The 18,859-nt window shown below is 71.2% G+C and carries 13 protein-coding genes and 1 pseudogene; 4 read left to right on the top strand and 10 right to left on the bottom strand.

The window, feature by feature from the left end; genetic code table 11:
• Positions 1-210 precede the first annotated feature (210 nt).
• From HEP85_RS22985 to kdpF, 5 genes are read right to left on the bottom strand one after another with little or no spacing between them, the layout of a single operon-like run.
• The gene (locus HEP85_RS22985; protein WP_168529454.1) at positions 211-900 is read right to left on the bottom strand and encodes a response regulator; all 690 of its coding nucleotides are present in this window, start codon (positions 898-900) and stop codon (positions 211-213) included.
• A gap of 21 nt (positions 901-921) precedes the next feature.
• Complete coding sequence (locus HEP85_RS22980) at positions 922-1,587, bottom strand: potassium-transporting ATPase subunit C (protein ID WP_168529452.1); 666 nt, start codon at positions 1,585-1,587, stop codon at positions 922-924.
• A gap of 6 nt (positions 1,588-1,593) precedes the next feature.
• Complete coding sequence (gene kdpB / locus HEP85_RS22975; protein ID WP_211118044.1) at positions 1,594-3,732, bottom strand: potassium-transporting ATPase subunit KdpB; 2,139 nt, start codon at positions 3,730-3,732, stop codon at positions 1,594-1,596.
• Positions 3,729-5,393: a potassium-transporting ATPase subunit KdpA gene (kdpA, locus tag HEP85_RS22970; protein ID WP_168529450.1), complete on the bottom strand. Its 1,665-nt coding sequence runs from the start codon at positions 5,391-5,393 to the stop codon at positions 3,729-3,731. The genes kdpB and kdpA overlap by 4 nt, the downstream gene beginning before the upstream one ends.
• An 8-nt stretch (positions 5,394-5,401) precedes the next feature.
• On the bottom strand, positions 5,402-5,491 hold the full coding sequence (gene kdpF / locus HEP85_RS22965) for a K(+)-transporting ATPase subunit F (protein WP_037896654.1): 90 nt from the start codon (positions 5,489-5,491) through the stop codon (positions 5,402-5,404).
• A 354-nt stretch (positions 5,492-5,845) separates the two neighbouring features.
• Between kdpF and HEP85_RS22960 the strand changes: the two genes are divergently transcribed.
• The 3 genes from HEP85_RS22960 (at position 5,846) to HEP85_RS22950 (ending at position 9,219) form a co-directional block, all read left to right on the top strand.
• The gene (locus HEP85_RS22960) at positions 5,846-6,403 is read left to right on the top strand and encodes a hypothetical protein (protein WP_248002042.1); all 558 of its coding nucleotides are present in this window, start codon (positions 5,846-5,848) and stop codon (positions 6,401-6,403) included.
• Between the two features lie 70 nt (positions 6,404-6,473).
• Positions 6,474-7,025 carry a GNAT family N-acetyltransferase gene (locus HEP85_RS22955; protein WP_168529448.1) on the top strand — a complete coding sequence of 184 codons (552 nt, stop codon included), beginning with the start codon at positions 6,474-6,476 and terminating at the stop codon, positions 7,023-7,025.
• 169 nt (positions 7,026-7,194) lie between these two features.
• Positions 7,195-9,219, top strand: a complete 2,025-nt coding sequence (locus HEP85_RS22950) for an APC family permease (RefSeq protein ID WP_168529446.1) — start codon at positions 7,195-7,197, stop codon at positions 9,217-9,219.
• Between the two features lie 60 nt (positions 9,220-9,279).
• Here HEP85_RS22950 and HEP85_RS22945 read toward each other — a convergent pair whose 3' ends face one another.
• Positions 9,280-11,844 carry an ATP-binding protein gene (locus HEP85_RS22945; protein ID WP_168533922.1) on the bottom strand — a complete coding sequence of 855 codons (2,565 nt, stop codon included), beginning with the start codon at positions 11,842-11,844 and terminating at the stop codon, positions 9,280-9,282.
• A 447-nt stretch (positions 11,845-12,291) separates the two neighbouring features.
• Between HEP85_RS22945 and HEP85_RS22940 the strand changes: the two genes are divergently transcribed.
• Entirely contained in the window at positions 12,292-14,244 is a 1,953-nt protein-coding gene (locus HEP85_RS22940) for an APC family permease (RefSeq protein WP_168529444.1), read from the top strand.
• A gap of 222 nt (positions 14,245-14,466) precedes the next feature.
• On the opposite strand, the pseudogene HEP85_RS22935 reads toward HEP85_RS22940, so the two are convergent.
• The 4 genes and pseudogenes from HEP85_RS22935 to HEP85_RS22920 all read right to left on the bottom strand — a co-directional run bounded on the left by HEP85_RS22935 (position 14,467) and on the right by HEP85_RS22920 (position 18,798).
• Positions 14,467-15,968, bottom strand: a pseudogene (locus tag HEP85_RS22935) (sensor histidine kinase).
• The gene (locus tag HEP85_RS22930) at positions 15,969-16,730 is read right to left on the bottom strand and encodes a response regulator transcription factor (protein WP_168529442.1); all 762 of its coding nucleotides are present in this window, start codon (positions 16,728-16,730) and stop codon (positions 15,969-15,971) included.
• A gap of 275 nt (positions 16,731-17,005) precedes the next feature.
• Complete coding sequence (locus tag HEP85_RS22925) at positions 17,006-17,713, bottom strand: FMN reductase (protein WP_168529440.1); 708 nt, start codon at positions 17,711-17,713, stop codon at positions 17,006-17,008.
• Positions 17,710-18,798 carry an LLM class flavin-dependent oxidoreductase gene (locus HEP85_RS22920; RefSeq protein ID WP_168529438.1) on the bottom strand — a complete coding sequence of 363 codons (1,089 nt, stop codon included), beginning with the start codon at positions 18,796-18,798 and terminating at the stop codon, positions 17,710-17,712. The genes HEP85_RS22925 and HEP85_RS22920 overlap by 4 nt, the downstream gene beginning before the upstream one ends.
• Between the last annotated feature and the right edge of the window lie 61 nt (positions 18,799-18,859).

Raw genomic sequence — 18,859 nt, 5'->3', positions numbered from 1 at the left:
CGACTGGTTCGTCCTGTCCGGAGTCAGTCTGGCGGGTCCACCTGGCCGCGAGCCGCCAAGGACGCGCCAGGCGGGGCGCGCCCGGAGGCCGGGGTCGCTCGGCCCTCATCACCCCGGCCGGGACAGGCCGGACCACCCCGGCCTGCCCGCGGGCCGCGCCGGTCCGCCGTGAAGCACGGGCTTCCCTCCCGCCCGTGCGTCACCCCGGTCTCAGTCGCCGGCCTCGAAGCGGTACCCCATTCCCGGCTCCGTGATGAAGTGGCGGGGATGGGACGGGTCGGCTTCGAGCTTGCGGCGGAGCTGGGCCATGTAGACCCGCAAGTAGTTGGTCTTGGTGCTCCGGGAGGCGCCCCACACCTCCTCGAGCAGCCGGCGCTGCGGGACCAGGCGGCCGGGGTTGCTGACCAGGATCTCCAGCAGGTGCCACTCCGTGGGCGTGAGCCGGACGTCCCGGCCCGCGCGTCTCGCCTTCTTGGCCACCAGGTCGACGGTGAATTCGGCGGTGGTGACCACGTCGGCCCCGGGCGCGAGCGCCGGGGTCTCCGTGCGGCGGACGGCGGCGCGCAGCCGGGCGAGGAGTTCGTCCATGCTGAACGGCTTGGTGATGTAGTCGTCGGCACCCGCGTCGAGCGCGGCGACCTTCTCGCCGGAGGCGCGGCGCGCGGACAGCACCAGGATCGGTACGCGGGTCCAGCCGCGCAGCGCCCTGATGACGTCCACGCCGTCCATGTCGGGCAGCCCGAGGTCGAGCACGACGGCATCGGGCTGCCGTGCGGCCGCCAGCCGGAGGGCCGTGGTGCCGTCGGGCGCCGCGTCCACTCCGTACTGACGGACCTGCAGGTTGATCACGAGCGCTCGTACGAGCTGGGGGTCGTCTTCCACGACCAGCACCCGGGTCATCGCTGAGTCACTGGCTCCCGGTCATTTCCCGGTCAGTGCCTTGAGCGCGATGTTGAGTTCGAGGACGTTGACGCGGGGTTCGCCGATGAAGCCGAGGGTGCGGCTGTCGGTGTGCTCGTCGACCAGCTTCTGTACCTGGGCGACGGGCAGTCCGTTCTTCTCCGCGATCCGGTGCACCTGGATGTCGGCGTACTGGGGAGAGATGTCCGGGTCCAGGCCGGAGCCGGAGGACGTCACCGCGTCGGCGGGCACGTCGGAGGGCTTGACCGTGTAGCCGTTGACCGAGTTGTCCTTGACGACGGCCTTCTTGGCGGCGGTCACCCAGTCGATCAGGTCCTTGTTGTCGCCCGACCGGTTGGTGGCGCCGGACAGGATCAGCTTGTACTGCGTGTTGACCGAGTTCGTGCCCAGACCGTTGGCGGGGCGTCCCTGGAACCACTTCAGGTCGGGCTCGGGGGTCTCCTGGCCCTTCTTCAGCGGCAGGTTGTAGGACTGGCCGATCAGCGAGGAGCCGACGACCTTCCCGCCGGCGCTGATCTGCGAGCCGTTGGCCTTGTCGTGGAACAGGGCCTGGCCGACGCCGGTGACGGCGAGCGGGTAGATCACCCCGCAGACGACGGTGAGGACCAGCAGGGCCCGCAGGCCCGCCCAGAGCAACCGGGCCGTGTTCGTAACCGAGTTGTTCATAGCCGATCAGCCGATTCCGGGGATGAGGGAGATGAGCAGGTCAATGATCTTGATGCCGACGAAGGGGGCGATCAGGCCGCCGATGCCGTAGATCCCGAGGTTGCGCCGCAGCATCCGGTCGGCGCTCATGGGCCGGTACCGCACACCCCGCAGGGCCAGCGGCACCAGCGCGATGATGATCAGCGCGTTGAAGATGACCGCCGACAGGATCGCGGAGTCGGGCGAGGACAGGTGCATGATGTTCAGCTTGTCCAGGCCCGGGTAGACCGCCGCGAACAGTGCCGGGATGATCGCGAAGTACTTCGCGACGTCGTTGGCGATGGAGAACGTCGTCAGCGCGCCCCGGGTGATGAGGAGCTGCTTGCCGATCTCGACGATCTCGATGAGTTTGGTCGGGTTCGAGTCGAGGTCGACCATGTTGCCGGCCTCCTTGGCGGCCGACGTGCCCGTGTTCATCGCCACGCCGACGTCCGCCTGGGCCAGCGCCGGCGCGTCGTTGGTGCCGTCGCCGGTCATCGCGACCAGCTTGCCGCCGGCCTGCTCGCGTTTGATGAGCGCCATCTTGTCCTCGGGAGTGGCCTCCGCGAGGAAGTCGTCGACGCCGGCCTCGTCCGCGATCGCCTTGGCCGTCAGCGGGTTGTCACCCGTGATCATGACGGTCCTGATCCCCATCCGGCGCAGCTCGTCGAACCGCTCGCGCATGCCCTCCTTGACGACGTCCTTGAGGTGGATCACTCCGAGGACGCGTGCGCCCGCGGTGTCCTCGACGGCCACCAGCAGCGGGGTCCCGCCCGCCTGGGAGATCCGGTCGGAGAGGGTGGAGGCGTCCGCGGACACCTCGCCACCCCGCTCCGTGACCCAGGCCACGACCGAACCGGCCGCGCCCTTGCGGATCCTGCGCCCGTCGACGTCCACACCCGACATCCGGGTCTGGGCGGTGAACGCGATCCACTCGGCGCCCGCGAGTTCGCCCTGGTGGCGCTCGCGCAGACCGTACTTCTCCTTCGCCAGGACGACGATGGAGCGGCCCTCGGGTGTCTCGTCGGCCAGCGAGGAGAGCTGGGCGGCGTCCGCGACCTCGGCCTCGGTGGTGCCGGTCACCGGTACGAACTCGGCGGCCTGACGGTTGCCGAGGGTGATGGTGCCGGTCTTGTCCAGGAGGAGGGTCGACACGTCGCCCGCCGCCTCGACCGCGCGGCCGGACATGGCCAGCACGTTGCGCTGCACCAGCCGGTCCATGCCCGCGATGCCGATCGCGGAGAGCAGCGCGCCGATCGTGGTCGGGATCAGACAGACCAGGAGGGCCACCAGCACGATCATGGTCAGGTGCGTGCCCGCGTAGTCGGCGAACGGCGGCAGCGTGGCCACCGCGAGCAGGAAGACGATCGTGAGGGACGCGAGAAGGATGTTCAGCGCGATCTCGTTCGGGGTCTTCTGCCGGGACGCGCCCTCGACCAGCGCGATCATCCGGTCGATGAAGGTCTCGCCGGGCTTCGTCGTGATCTTGACGACGATCCGGTCGGAGAGGACCTTCGTACCACCGGTCACGGCCGAGCGGTCACCGCCGGACTCACGGATGACCGGGGCCGACTCACCCGTGATGGCCGACTCGTCGACGGACGCGACGCCCTCGACGACGTCACCGTCACCGGGGATGATGTCGCCCGCCTCGCAGACCACCAGGTCACCGACGCGCAGGTCGGTGCCGGGCACCTGCTCCTCGGCCTTGCCGTCCGAGGACAGCCGACGGGCGATCGTGTCGGTCTTGGCCTTGCGCAGCGTGTCCGCCTGGGCCTTGCCACGGCCCTCGGCCACCGCCTCCGCCAGGTTGGCGAAGATCACGGTCAGCCACAGCCAGGCACTGATCGCCCAGCCGAACCAGTCACCCGGGTCCTTGAAGGAGAAGACCGTCGTCAGGACCGAGCCGACCAGCACCACGAACATGACGGGCGACTTGATCATCACCCGCGGGTCGAGCTTGCGGAAGGCGTCCGGCAGCGACCTCAGCAGCTGCTGCGGGTCGAACAGACCCGCGCCGACACGCCCTTCGTCGGACTTGTGACCGGTCGGCACATCGCTGTGCGGCGCCCGGGTCGGAGTGGCTGTGGACATCTCGTCCTCTTGGTTCGTTACGTCGGTGGTCATGACGCCAGCCCCTCGGCCAGCGGACCCAGCGCGAGGGCCGGGAAGTAGGTCAGACCGGTGATGATCAGGATCGCGCCCACCAGCAGACCGGTGAACAACGGCTTCTCGGTGCGCAGGGTGCCCGCGGTGACGGGGACCGGCTTCTGCTCGGCGAGCGAACCCGCCAGCGCCAGGACGAACACCATCGGCAGGAACCGGCCCAGCAGCATCGCGAGACCGATCGTGCTGTTGAACCACTGCGTGTCCGCGTTCAGACCCGCGAAGGCCGAACCGTTGTTGTTGGCACCCGAGGAGTAGGCGTACAGGATCTCGGAGAATCCGTGCGCCCCGCTGTTGGTCATCGAGTGGCCGGGAGTGGGCAGCGCCATCGCCGCGGCGGTGAAGACGAGCACCAGCGCCGGGGTGATGAGGATGTAGCAGGCCGCGAACTTCATCTCGCGGGTGCCGATCTTCTTGCCCAGGTACTCCGGGGTACGGCCGACCATCAGACCGGCGATGAACACCGCGATGACCGCCATGATCAGGATGCCGTAGAGGCCGGACCCGGTACCGCCGGGCGCGATCTCGCCGAGCTGCATGCCCAGAATCGTGATGCCGCCACCGAGACCGGTGAACGACGAGTGGAAGGAGTCCACCGCACCGGTCGAGGTCAGGGTCGTGGACACCGCGAAGATCGAGGACGCGCCGACGCCGAAGCGCTGCTCCTTGCCCTCCATCGCCCCGCCGGCGATCTGGAACGCCGGGCCGTGGTGGGCGAACTCGGTCCACATCATCAGCGCGACGAAACCGACCCAGATGGTGGCCATGGTGGCGAGGATCGCGTAACCCTGCTTGAGCGAGCCGACCATCCGGCCGAAGGTGCGGGTCAGCGCGAACGGGATGACCAGCAGCAGGAAGATCTCGAAGATGTTGGTGAACGGGGTGGGGTTCTCGAAGGGGTGGGCGGAGTTGGCGTTGAAGTAACCGCCGCCGTTGGTGCCCAGCTCCTTGATGGCCTCCTGCGAGGCGACCGCCCCGCCGTTCCACTGCTGCGAGCCGCCCATGAACTGGCCGACCTCGTGGATACCGGAGAAGTTCTGGATCGCCCCGCACGCCACCAGCACGATCGCGCCGACCACCGAGAGCGGGATCAGGATGCGCACGGTGCCGCGCACCAGGTCCGACCAGAAGTTGCCGAGCTCACCGGTGCGGGAGCGCGCGAACCCTCGTACGAGGGCCACGGCGACCGCGATACCGACGGCCGCGGAGACGAAGTTCTGGACGGCGAGGCCGGCGGTCTGCACGACGTGGCCCATGGCCTGCTCGCCGTAGTACGACTGCCAGTTGGTGTTCGACACGAACGACGCGGCCGTGTTGAACGCCTGGTCCGGGTCGATCGCGGCGAAGCCGAGCGAACCGGGCAGGTGGCCCTGCAGCCGCTGGAGCAGATAGAGGAAGAGGACGCCGACGGCGGAGAAGGCGAGGACACCGCGCAGGTAGGCGGGCCAGCGCATCTCCGTGTTCGGATTGGCGCCGATGCCCTTGTAGATCCACTTCTCGACACGCCAGTGCTTGTCGGAGGAGTAGACCTTGGCCATGTAGTCGCCAAGCGGGATGTAGGCGAGAGCCAGCGCCGCGATGAGAGCGATCAGCTGGAGCACGCCGGCGAGGACGGGACTCATGTCGAGACTCAGAACCTCTCCGGGAAGACGAGAGCGAGGACGAGATAGCCCAGCAGGGCGACGGCCACGATCAGGCCGACGACGTTCTCGGCGGTCACAGCTTCGTCACCCCCTTGGCGACGAGCGCCACCAGCGCGAACACCGCGATCGTGGTGACGACGAAGGCCAGATCGGCCATCGTGAGCTCCTGGATGAGGATCGGAAAACGACTCGGACGCTTAGAGCAAAACCCCTCGATGGCTGGAATCGAGCGCCGTTGACGTCTCCCTTACGGCGGCTCGTACGGCCTTGACGCAACCCATACGCGAGCCTCCGGGGGGGGCGGCACCGGGACGGTGATCACCTCGGGACCGCCGGTCCCCGCGGCCTTGTCACAACCCTGACGCCCCCGCCCGTCAAAGGGCCGTCAAGGCGGGGTGACCACGGCTTTCGCGCTCTCTACCGTCGGTGCCATGGACCGCCGCGACCACCCCCGCGACGCCCCCGCGCCGGTCCCGCACAGGGAACCGGTCGAGGTGGCGTACGACCGCCTCTGGGAAAGAGACCTGCGCAGTGCGCTCCGCTGCGCGGGCGCTCTCCTCGCCCTCCTGCTGCTGATCGACGGAGCCGCCGGCAGCCTCACCCCCGTACGCGCCTCGCTGTGGACCGCGCTCGCGGTGCTGCTGTTCCTGGTGCTGTACCCCTCCCGGGTCGCCGCCGGCGAGGGCTGGCTGAGCACACGCGGGCCACTGCGCGGGCACCGGGTACGCACCGACCACCTGGTGTCGGTGCGCTGCCTGGACGGGGTCGGGCAGCGCCTCGTCCTGCGGGACGCCTTCGGCGCCCGGGCCGAGATCGACCCCCGCGTCCTGGTCGCCAACCCCCCGCTGTGGCACCGCCTCGACGAGGACGCCCGCCGCTCGGCCCGCCGCGGCTCGCTGACCTGCGGAGAGACCGCCCTGCGCCGCGTCTCGGAACGGATCGACCGCGAGACGGCGCAGACGGTCTTCAGGATGTCGGGCCTGGAGTAGGACCCACCCCTCCCGAATGCGCCGTCACTATTGATCCCCGCGTCGAACCCCCGTCTTTTAGGATCGCCGCATGTTCGAAGGCACATCGGTGAAGCTGCGCGCCCTGCGCGCCGAGGACGCGGAACACCATCTGCGGTGGCGCAACGATCCCGAGGTGGTGCACTGGGCCACGGGCGGCGACCCGTGCTTCGGCCCGGTCACGGCCGAGGCCCTCGCACGCGGCTTCGAGACGATGCTGCGGCTCGACCCGAGGGAGTCGGCCGTCCTCACCGTCGAGGACCGGGCCGACGGCTCGGTGATCGGCATGGTGGACTACCGGGACCTGGACCCGTTCGCCGGGCAGGCCACGGTCGGCGTCACCATCGGCGACCGGGACCACTGGGGCCGGGGCCACGGTTCCGAGGCGCTGCTGCTGCTGGTGGGTCACCTGTTCCGGGCGTTCGGGCTGCACCGGGTCGAGCTGGACACCTGGAGCGGCAACGAGCGGGCCGTCCGAGCCTTCACCAGGGCGGGCTTCCGCGAGGAGGGCCGGCGTCGCGGCGCCGTACCGGTGGCGGGCAGACGGTACGACACCGTGCTGTTCGGGATGCTGCGGGAGGAGTGGCCGGGCTCGACGGACTAGGGCGTGTCGCGAGGAGCGGGCGGGTGTCCGTCCGCTCCGAGCAGGCCGGGACCGTCCCGCGTCCCTTGCTCCATCTGCACCCGTACGCCGGGACCCTAACGGTCCCTTAAAGGTCCCCGGGCCGTTCGCCCTCCCCCTCCCGGACGCCGACCCGGCTTAGTCTCCGGCCGTGTTCAACGTGACGGGGATCCTCAAACGGCTGGTGATCGGCCGGGCCATGCGGAGCGAAGAGCTGCACGAGACGCTCCTGCCCAAACGGCTCGCGCTGCCCGTCTTCGCCTCGGACCCGTTGTCCTCGGTGGCGTACGCGACCCAGGAGATCCTGCTCGTCCTCGCGCTCGGCGGCCTGGCGTATCTGCACTTCGCCCCGTGGATCGCGGCCGCCGTCATCGCCCTGATGACGGTCGTGGTGCTGTCGTACCGCCAGGTGGTGCACGCCTACCCGAGCGGCGGCGGCTCCTACGAGGTGGTGTCGACCAACCTCGGCCCCTCGGCCGGTCTCGTGGTGGCCGCCTCCCTCCTCGTCGACTACGTCATGACGGTGGCCGTCTCGGTCGCCTCCGGCGTGGACAACATCATCTCCGCCCTCCCCCAACTGGCCCCCCACCGCGTCCTGCTCGCCATCGGCTTCGTCGCGGCCCTGACCGCGACCAACCTGCGGGGCGTACGCGAGTCGGGACGGGCCTTCGCCGCCCCCACCTACCTCTTCGTCGGCGGCGTACTCATCATGGTGATCACGGGCCTGGTCCGCTGCGCCCTCGGGGACGCGCCGGTCGCCGAGAGCGCGGCCTACGGCATCACCGCGGCCCCCTCCGACGCGGGCCTCACCGGCCTCGCCCTGCTGATGCTGGTCCTGCGCGCGTTCTCCTCCGGCTGCACGGCGCTGACGGGAGTGGAGGCCATCTCCAACGGCGTACCGGCGTTCCGCAAGCCCAAGTCCGCGAACGCGGCCGCCACGCTCGCGGCGATGGGCATCACCGCGGTCGTCATGTTCGCGGGCGTCACCGCGCTCGCGCTGATCACGAAGGTGCACATCACGGGCGACCCGTGCCGCCTGACGGGCCTGACCGGCTCCTGCTCCGCCTACACCCAGCGCACGGTCATCGCCCAGATCGCGGCGGCGGTCTTCGGCGGCGAGCACAGCCTCGGCTTCTACCTCATCCAGACCGTGACCGCGCTCGTCCTGATCCTGGCGGCGAACACCGCCTTCAACGGCTTCCCGCTGCTCGCCTCGATCCTGGCCCAGCACCGCTTCCTGCCCCACCAGTTGCACAACCGCGGCGACCGGCTGGCCTTCTCCAACGGCATCCTGGCGCTGGCGATCGTCGCCTGCCTGCTGCTGTGGGGCTTCAAGGCGAACGTCACCAGCCTCATCCACCTCTACATCCTGGGCGTGTTCACCTCCTTCACGCTCTCCCAGCTCGGCATGGTCCGGCACTGGAACGGCGAACTGCGCGCCGAACACGACCCGGCACGGCGCCGTCACCATCACACGGCCCGCGTGATCAACACGATCGGCGCGGTCGTCACCGGCCTGGTCCTGGTGATCGTGCTCGCCACCAAGTTCACCCAGGGCGCGTGGCTCGCCGTCCTCGCGGCCGTCGTGCTGTGGGTGATGATGCGCGGGATCCGCCGTCACTACGACACCACCGCGACGGAACTGGCGGTGACCGACCCGAAGACAGAACTCACCTTCCCCTCAAGGGTGTTGGCCATCGTCCTGGTGTCCACCCTGCACAAGCCCACGCTGCGCGCCCTCGCCTACGCGCGGGCGCTGCGCCCCGACCATCTGGAGGCGCTGACGGTCTCCGTGGACCGCGACGAGGCGGCGGCGCTGTGCAGGCACTGGGAGGAGTACGGCATCGAGGTCCCGCTGAAGGTCATCGACTCGCCCTACCGCGAGGTGACCCGGCCGGTCGTGGAGTACGTCCGCTCGGTGCGCAGGGAGAGCCCGCGCGACATCGTCGCCGTCTTCATCCCCGAGTACGTCGTCGGCCGCTGGTGGGAGAACCTCCTCCACAACCAGTCGGCCCTGTGGCTGAAGAACCGGCTGCTGTTCACCCCGGGTGTCATGGTCACGAGCGTGCCGTGGCAGCTGACCTCGGCGGCCCACGCCGACCGGCCGGCCGCCCGCGCGCCGGGATCGGTGCGCCGGGGCGAGCCGCGGGGCACCGGGCTACGGCACCACCGCTGACGGCGCACCCCGCCCTTCCAGGGCACCGCCGCCGACAACGCCCGACACCCGACACCCCTTCTACGGCACCACCGCCGGCGGCACACCGTCCCGCGCTTCCTGCGCGTCCCGCGCGCACGGCAGCGACAGCACCATCGTGAGCCCGCCGCCCGGGGTGTCCTCCGGGACGAGGGTGCCGTCCATCGCCTCGGTCAGGCCCCGGGACAGGGCGAGGCCGAGGCCCAGACCCGTCGAGTTGTCGGTGTCGCCCAGCCGCTGGAAGGGCTCGAAGAGGCGGTCGCGGTCCGACGGCGGGATACCGGGACCGCGGTCCACGACCCGCACCTCGACCCGGCCCGCGTGCGCGCTGGCGGTCAGCAGCACCGGGCGCCCCGCGGGGGTGTGCCGGGCGGCGTTGCCGGCCAGGTTGGCGATCACCCGTTCCAGGAGCGGCGGGTCGGCGAGGACGGCCGGGAGCTTCTCCAGGTCGCGGACCTCGACCCCGGGAACGTCCGCGAGCGCCGCCGGGAGCACCTCCTCCAGCGCGGTGGCCCGCAGGTTCAGACTGAGCGCGCCGGCCTGCAGACGACTGAGGTCGAGCAGGTTCTCCACCAGCCGGTTCAGCTTGGCCATCGACTCGTCCGCGGTGGCGAGGAGTTCGTCGCGGTCCGCGGCGGAGAACTCGACGTCACGGCTGCGCAGCGAGGCGACGGCGGCCCAGCCGGCGGCGAGCGGGGTGCGCAGGTCGTGGCCGACCGCCCGCAGCAGCGCCGTACGCATCCGGTCGGCGGCCCGGACAGGCTCCACCTCGGCGGCGGCCTCCGCGAGCCGGGCCCGCTCGACGGCTGAGCCGACGTGCGCGGCGAAGGCGGCCAGCACCCGCCGCTCGGAGGAGGCGAGGGTGCGTCCGCGCAGGACCAGGTGGGAACCCGGCCCCGCGGGCACGACCACGGCCGCCCCGCTGTCCGTGCCCGGCGGGGGCGGCCGGTCCACCAGTTCGGCGGAATCCGTCCCGAACGTCTCCCGGGTCCGTTCCAGCAGCGCCGGGATCGTCTCGCCGCCCCGCACGATGGTGCCCGCGAGCGACGACATGGTCTCGGCCTCGGCGGTGGCGCGGGCGGCGCGCCGGGACAGCCGCAGCGACCGGTCGACGACGGCCGCGACCGTGGCGGCGACGACCGTGAAGACGCCCACCGCGAGCACGGCGTTCGGATCGGCGAGCGTGAACGAGCCGACCGGCGGGATGAACCAGTAGTTGAGCAGCAGCGACGCCGTGACCGAGGCGATCACGGCCGAGGCGACACCACCGATGCAGGCCACACCCACCACGGTGAGCAGGAACAGCAGCGCCTCACTGGTGAGATTGACGGTGCCGCGCGCCTGGGCGAGGAGAAGGGTGAGCAGCACCGGCAGGACGAGACCGGCGACCGGCCCGGCGACCAGCCGCGCGGTGGGCAGCGTACGGCGCCTCGACGGCAGCAGTGTGCCCCGGCCCGCCCGCTCGTGCGTGACCATGTGGACGTCGATGTCGGCGGAGAGCCCGACCACCGTCTCTCCGGTGCCGCGTCCGGTGACGAAGCGCTCGACGCGTCCGCGGCGGCTGGTGCCGAGGACGAGCTGGGTGGCGTTCTCGGCCCGCGCGAACTCGACCAGCGCGGTGGCCACGTCGTCGCCGACGACCGAGTGGTAGCTGCCGCCGAGGTTCTCGACGAGCCGCCGCTGCCGGGCGAGGGAGGCGTGCGAGGCGCCCGCGGCGAGAGAGTCGCTGCGCGTCACGTGCACGGCGAGCAGATCGCTGCCGGCCCGGGTGGCCGTCCCCGAGCCGACGGGGTCGAGAGCGTCGAGCCCGTCGAGAGCGCGCGGGAGGCCCGCGATCCGGGCGGCGCGCCGGATGAGGGTGTCGCCCTCGCGGCCGCCGGTGAGCGCGACCACGACCCGCTCGCGGGACTCCCGTCCGCCGTCGCCCGCCCGCTCCGGCCGGTACGACCGCAGCGCCTCGTCGACGCGGTCGGCCGTCCACAGCAGGGCCAGCCGGCGCAGCGCGGTCAGGTTGGCGGGGCGGAAGTGGTCGGCGAGGGCCGCGTCGATCCGTTCGGGTGGGTAGATGGTGCCGTGCGCCATCCGGCGGCGCAGGTCCCGCGGGTCCATGTCCACCAGTTCGATCCGGTCGGCGCGGCGGACGGCCTCGTCGGGCACGGTCTCGCGCTGCGGTACCCGCGTGATCCTCTCGACGACGTCGCCGAGCGATTCCAGGTGCCGGATGTCCAGCGCCGTGATGACGTCGATCCCGGCGGCCAGCAGCTCCTCGATGTCCTGGCGGCGCTCCGGGTTGCGGCCGTCGCCGGGGACGTTGGCATGGGCGAACTCGTCGACGATCACGACCTGCGGACGGCGCGCGAGGACCGCGGTGAGGTCCATCTCCTCGCGCTCCTCACCCCGGTGGCGGCAACGGACCGGTGGCACCTGCTCCAGGCCGTCGAGCATCGCCTCGGTGTGCGGGCGTCCGTGGCACCGCGCGAACCCCACCACGACGTCGGCGCCGCGCGCCGCCCGGCGGTGTCCTTCGTCGAGCATGCGGTAGGTCTTGCCGACGCCCGGGGCAGCCCCGAGGTAGACCTTCAGCCGTCCGGGCCGCACCTCACGCATCGGTCGTACATCGTTCATCACCTCTCAGCCAACGCCCCGGCGCCCGCGCGGCGCAGCGGCCTTGACGCTTCCCTGGCGCCGCTCACGGGGAAGTTGACACCGCCTTGACGGGCGGGGGCGCCGGCCCGCGACGGTGGGACGGGTGGGGCAGGACCACACTCATGGGGTTCTGCCCCATTCGTCCCGCCCGCACCGGGCACCTGGCACCCCACGCGCCCGTGATGCGCGACCAGCCACTCCTGACGCAAGCTTGATGCGTCCGGGCCCTTTTGTCCGCGGGCCCTTCGTCCGCGGGCCCTCGCCTCCCTCTCCGCATACGCGGATCGCGCCGTCTCCTCGACGGCCGGAAACTCCGGAACCCAGGCACTCAGGCACTCACGCACCCGATCACTCACGCACTCACGCACTCGGACAAACCGAAGGGCCGCACGTCAGGAGAGCACGCCGATGGCCAGCACCGAGCACGCTCCCACGAGTCGCTTGCGGGCGTGGATGCTGGAGGGCCTGTCCGACATGGGCAAGGGCCGCCGGGTGCCGGAGCCCGCCACGCCGGAGCCCGTGCACAAGGGGCAGCGGTGGTGGCGCGTCATGTGCCTCACCGGCGTCGACTACTTCTCCACCCTCGGCTACCAGCCCGGCATCGCCGCCCTGGCCGCCGGACTGCTGTCCCCGGTGGCGACCGTCGTGCTCGTCGTCGTCACCCTCGCGGGCGCGCTGCCTGTCTACCGGCGGGTGGCCGAGGAGAGCCCCCGGGGCGAGGGCTCGATCGCGATGCTGGAACGGCTGCTGTCGTTCTGGAAGGGCAAACTCTTCGTCCTGACCCTGCTGGGCTTCGCCGCCACCGACTTCCTGATCACCATCACCCTTTCGGCCGCGGACGCCTCCACCCACCTCGTCGAGAACCCGCACCTCACCAACGCCCTGCACGACCGGCAGATGCTCATCACACTCATCCTGGTGGCCCTGCTCGGTGCCGTCTTCCTCAAGGGCTTCCTGGAGGCGATCGGTGTCGCGGTCGTCCTCGTGGGGATCTACCTGGCGCTCAACGTGGTGGTCGCGGTGACCGGGCTGTGGCACGTGGCCGCCGAGGCGCATGTGGTCACCGACTGGGGCACGGCCCTGACCGCGGAGCACGGGAACGCCTTCGCGATGATCGGGGTGGCCCTGCTGGTCTTCCCGAAACTCGCGCTCGGTCTGTCCGGCTTCGAGACCGGCGTGGCGGTCATGCCGCACGTCGAAGGCGACCCCGACGACACCGAGGAGAGGCCCGGGGGCCGTATCCGGGACACGAAGAAGCTGCTGACCACGGCCGCGCTGATCATGAGCGTGTTCCTGATCGTGACCAGCTTCATCACCACCGTGCTCATCCCGGAGAAGGAGTTCGAGTCGGGCGGCCAGGCCAACGGCCGCGCGCTCGCGTACCTCGCGCACGAGTACCTCGGCGGCGTCTTCGGCACGGTGTACGACGTGTCGACGATCGCCATCCTGTGGTTCGCCGGCGCCTCCGCCATGGCCGGACTGCTCAACCTGATGCCCCGCTACCTGCCCCGCTACGGCATGGCTCCCCATTGGGCGCGCGCCGTCCGCCCCATGGTGATCGTCTTCACCCTGGTCGCCTTCCTGGTCACCTGGATCTTCGACGCCGACGTCGACGCCCAGGGCGGTGCGTACGCCACCGGTGTGCTGGTGCTGATCAGCTCCGCGGCGATCGCGGTGACCATCGCCGCCCGCAAGGCCGGCCAGCGCAACTGGACCGTCGCCTTCGGCGTCATCTCCGTCGTCTTCCTCTACACGACCGTCGTCAACGTCATCGAGCGTCCCGACGGTGTCAAGATCGGCGCCTGCTTCATCGCCGGCATCATCCTCGTCTCGCTCCTCTCGCGGCTGGCCCGCGCCTTCGAGCTGCGCGTGACCAGCGTGACCCTCGACGCCATGGCCGAGCGCTTCGTCCGTGACATCGCGAGCCGCCGGATCCGGTTCATCGCCAACGAGCCGGACAGCCGTGACATCGGCGAGTACCGGGAGAAGATCAAACAGATCCGCGCCGACAACGACGTCCCCACCACGGAGGACTTCGTCTTCGTCGAGGTCACCGTCCTCGACGCGTCCGAGTTCGAGACGGGGCTCACGGTACGGGGGGAGGTGCTGCACGGGCGTTATCGCGTGCTGACGCTGGAGTCGGCGTCGGTGCCCAACGCGCTCGCGGCGCTGCTCCTCCATGTCCGGGACAGCACGCGGTGCACTCCGCACATCTACTTCGAGTGGACCGAGGGGAATCCCTTCGCGAACTTCCTGCGCTTCTTCCTCTTCGGGCAGGGCGAGGTCGCTCCCGTCACCCGGGAGGTCCTCCGCGAGGCGGAACCGGACCCCACGTGCCGACCCCGCGTCCACGTCGGCTGAACCCCGGGTGTTCTTCGCCCCCGCCGCCCCTACCCTTCCCGTCCCTGGGGCTCCGCCCCAGACCCCGCATCGCCCGAAGGGCTCGTCCTCAATCGCCGGACGGGCTATCTCAGCCCGTCCGGCGATTGAGGACGAGGCCGTCCAGGCCGAACGGGGGTCTGGGGGCGAAGCCCCAGGTATGGATGGGTCGGGTAGGGGCGGCGGGGGCGAAGACACCCGGGGTCAGGGATCGAGCGGAGGACGGTCACCCGTGCCGCTCACCGTGAACCCGAACACCGACCCTCCCCCCTCCCGCCGAAAGGCGAACGACGCCCACCATGCCCCATGGCGACCTCCCGCACGATGGACAACCCGAGCCCGGACCCGGGCAGACTGCGCGCATCGGCCGCACGATAGAAGCGGTCGAAGACCCGCACGAGATCCCCCTCGGCGAGCCCCGGCCCCCGGTCGAGCACCTCGAGACGGACGTTGCCGGGACGTACGGCACCGGCACCGACACCAGCACCACTGGAACCGGCACCCGTACCAACCCGCACCGGCCCCGCAACCGCGATCTCGATCGGCACCTTCCCGTCCCGGTCGAACTTCACCGCGTTCTCCACCAGATTCGACACCGCCCGCTGCAACGCCGTCGGACGCCCGTCCACCGCCGTGTCACCGCTCACCCGCACGACGACATCCCGCCCGCTGCGCCGCCGCGCGACGATCGCGACGTCCTCGGCGAGATCGGCGAGATCGATCCGCTGCACGGGCTCGGTGTCGGACTGCCCGGCCGCGAGCGCCACCAGTTCGTTGACGAGATCGGTCAGCTCACGGGACTCCTGGGCGAGGTCGGCGACCAGCTCCTCCCGGGCGTCGGGCGGCAGCTCGTCGATGCGCCGGAGCATCGAGATGTTCGTACGCAGCGAGGTCAGCGGCGTACGGAGTTCGTGCCCCGCGTCCTGGACCAGCCGCCGCTGGTCCTCCTCGGACCGGGCCAGCCGCCCGAGCATCCGGTCGAAGGAGCGGCCGAGCCGCGCCACCTCGTCGTATCCGGCGACCGGCACCTGGATGCCGAGCCGCCCGGTGCGCGCCACGTCCTCGGCGGCCCCCGCCAGCCGCACCAGCCGCCGCGTGATCCGCCGCGCCAGCCACCATCCGAACAGCCCCGCCGCGATCACCACCGCCCCGACGAGCAGCACCGTCCGCTGCTGGAGCTCCCGCAGCAGATCCTCCGTGTCGCTGAACTGCTGGGCGACCTGCACCGCGCCCCGCCCGCCGCCGAGCGCGACCGTGGCCACCCGGTAGAGGTCCCCTCCGACGTCCACCTCCCGGTGCTCCACCCACGTACCCGCGGCCGGGGACCCGGCGATCCGCCGGTCGCCGGCGACGACGGGCAGGACCGGTCTCCCGCGGTCGGCGACCGCCCCGCCGCGCCCGAGCACCTGCACATCCGTACGGCTGGGCCGGATGATGTCGTCGAGCGGCCCGTCGTGGTCGGGGTCGGAGGACGAGAAGTCACCCGGGTCGAGCGGCGTCTCCCGCACCTGGCCGCGCAGGTCCTGCACGACCTCGGAGAAGACGGTCTGCTGGTCCACGCGCACCAGCCGGGCCGCCGCGTCGTAGCTGAGGAACCCGACGAGGACCGTGACCGCGGCGGCCACGGCCGCGAACGACAGCGTGAAGGTCGCCCGGAGGGAGGAGAGCCGCCGGGGCCGCAGCCCCGCGAGCCATCCCGGGGGCACTCAGTCCTCCCTCAGGACGTACCCCACGCCCCGCACCGTGTGGATCAGCGCCGGCGCCCCCGGCCCGTCGAGTTTGCGGCGCAGGTATCCCACGTAGACGGCGAGGTTCTTGGAGCCGGGTCCGAAGTCGTAGCCCCAGATGCGGTCGTAGATCGTGGCGTGGTCGAGGACGATGCCCGCGTTGCGGACGAGGAGTTCGAGCAGTTCGAACTCGGTGCGGGTCAGCTCCAGCTCGCGCTGCCCGCGCCAGGCGCGACGCGCCTGGACGTCCATGTGCAGCCCGGCCGCGGAGATCTGCCCCAGGGACTCCCGGGACGCCGGTGCCGGTGCCGGGGCCGGGATCGGTGCCGGGGCGGACGCGACCTCCGGTCCGGCGGCGGGGGCGCCGTTCACCGGGCTCGTACGGCGCAGCAGCGCCCGCAGCCGGGCGAACACCTCCTCCACGTCGAACGGCTTGACCACGTAGTCGTCGGCACCGGCGTCCAGGCCCGCGATGCGGTCGGCCGTCTCGACCAGGGCGGTGAGCATCAGGATCGGTGTACGGTCCCCCTCCGCGCGCAGCACACGGCACACCTGGAGTCCGTCGATGCCGGGCATCATGACGTCCAGGACCAGGATGTCCGGTGGAGTGCGGTGGGCCTGCGCCAGCGCCTCGACGCCGTCGGCGACGGCCGTCACCGCGTAGCCCTCCAGCGTCAGTGCCCTCTCCAGGGCATGGCGGATGGCACGGTCGTCCTCGGCGAGCAGCACAGTCTGGGGCACCTCCCCAGTCTGCCAAGCCCCCGGCCGCCCACCACCTGATGGGCCAGGTGAGCGTGGGCTTCTTACCCGGCTCTCACCCCTCCCCGCGCGGGCCCCTTACCCCGCCGGGCCACTCTGTCCCGTATGCCAGGACGGACCGGCGATGCCCGCCCGGCCGACCCGAGGATCCCCCGATCCGGGTCGGGCCGGTGCGGAGGGGGTGGGCCGGAAGCGCACGACGGTGGCGGCCCACCCCTGCCCACGCCACGGGCCGCCCGGCCTTCCGGCCCGCTCGCCTACGGCCGCAGCGCCGCGAGCTGCTGCTCGAAAGGGACGACCTCGAAGCCACCACCGGACGCGCTCCGCGCGGGTACGGCACGAACAGGCACGGTCCCGGTCGGGGCGGTCCCGGTCGGGGCGGTCCCCGTCGGAACGGGTGCCCTCGGAACGGGTGCCGCACCGACCCCGGCCGTCGCCGTACCGGCCGCCGCCGAGAGTCCCGTCATCAGCGCCGCCAGCTCCCCGGCCGCCCGGTCGATCCGTTCGGCCAGTCCCTCCGCGCCCCAGTCCTCGGACGCGGCGTACACCGCGGTCGGTACGACGACGGCGCGCAGGTAGGCGAAGAGCGGGCGCAGGGCGTGTTCGGTCACGAGGGAGTGCCGGGACGAGCCGCCGGTCGCGGCGATCAGGACCGGCTTCCCGGCGAGCGCGTCCTTGTCCAGTACGTCGAAGAAGGACTTGAACAGGCCGCTGTACGACGCCGAGAACACCGGCGTGACGACGATCAGGCCGTCCGCCGCCGTCACGGCGTCGAGCGCGGAGCCCAGGGCCCGCCCGGGGAACCCGTTGGTGAGGTTGTGCGCGATCTCGACGGCGAGGTCGCGCAGTTCGACGACCTCGACCCGCGCGGCGCTCTCACGGACGGTCGCCGCCGCCAGCCGGTCGGCCAGCAGCCGGGTGGACGACGGGACGCTCAGCCCCGCCGAGACGACGACGAGCCTCATGCGACGGTCACCTCCCGGGCGGCGGCCACGCGGGCCCGGTGGGTCGGGGCGTCCGGCACCGTGGCCGGACGGTTCTTGGCGAACTCCTCGCGCAGGACGGGGACGACCTCCTCGCCCAGCATGTCGATCTGCTCCAGCACGGTCTTCAGCGGCAGTCCGGCGTGGTCCACCAGGAACAGCTGGCGCTGGTAGTCACCGGCGTACTCCCGGAAGGTCAGCGTCTTCTCGATGACCTGCTGGGGCGAGCCGACGGTCAGCGGCGTCTGGTCGGTGAAGTCCTCCAGGGACGGCCCGTGTCCGTACACCGGCGCGTTGTCGAAGTAGGGCCGGAACTCCCGTACGGCGTCCTGCGAGTTGTGCCGCATGAAGACCTGACCGCCCAGGCCGACGATGGCCTGCTCGGCGGTGCCGTGCCCGTAGTGCGCGTAACGCTCGCGGTAGAGCTCGACCATCCGCCGGGTGTGGTCGGCCGGCCAGAAGATGTTGTTGTGGAAGAAGCCGTCGCCGTAGTAAGCGGCCTGCTCGGCGATCTCCGGGGAGCGGATCGAGCCGTGCCAGACGAACGGCGCCACGCCGTCCAGCGGCCGGGGCGTCGACGTGAACGACTGCAGGGGCGTACGGAACTTGCCCTCCCACGTCACCACGTCCTCGCGCCACAGGCGGTGCAGCAGCGCGTAGTTCTCGATGGCGAGGTTGATGCCCTGGCGGATGTCCTGCCCGAACCAGGGGTACACCGGCCCGGTGTTGCCGCGGCCCATCATCACGTCGACCCTGCCCTCCGCCAGATGCTGGAGCATCGCGAAGTCCTCGGCGATCTTCACCGGGTCGTTGGTGGTGATGAGGGTGGTGGAGGTGGACAGGATGAGGTTCTCGGTGCGTGCCGCCACGTAGCCGAGCATCGTGGTCGGCGACGAGGGCACGAACGGCGGGTTGTGGTGCTCACCGGTCGCGAAGACGTCCAGGCCGACTTCCTCGGCCTTCTGCGCGATGGCGACCATGGCCTTGATGCGCTCGTGCTCGCTCGGTGACCGGCCGGTGGTCGGATCCGGTGTCACGTCGCCGACGGTGAATATCCCGAACTGCATGGTCGCTCGCCCTCCAGGTTGTTTACGATTCAACTATACCCGCAAACGACGACCCCCGCCG

The sequence above is a fragment of the Streptomyces sp. RPA4-2 genome (assembly GCF_012273515.2).
GTDB classification, from domain to species: Bacteria; Actinomycetota; Actinomycetes; order Streptomycetales; family Streptomycetaceae; genus Streptomyces; species Streptomyces kaempferi.
Note: the sequence above shows the minus strand (reverse complement) of the source record. Positions and strands in the feature narration are given on the sequence as shown.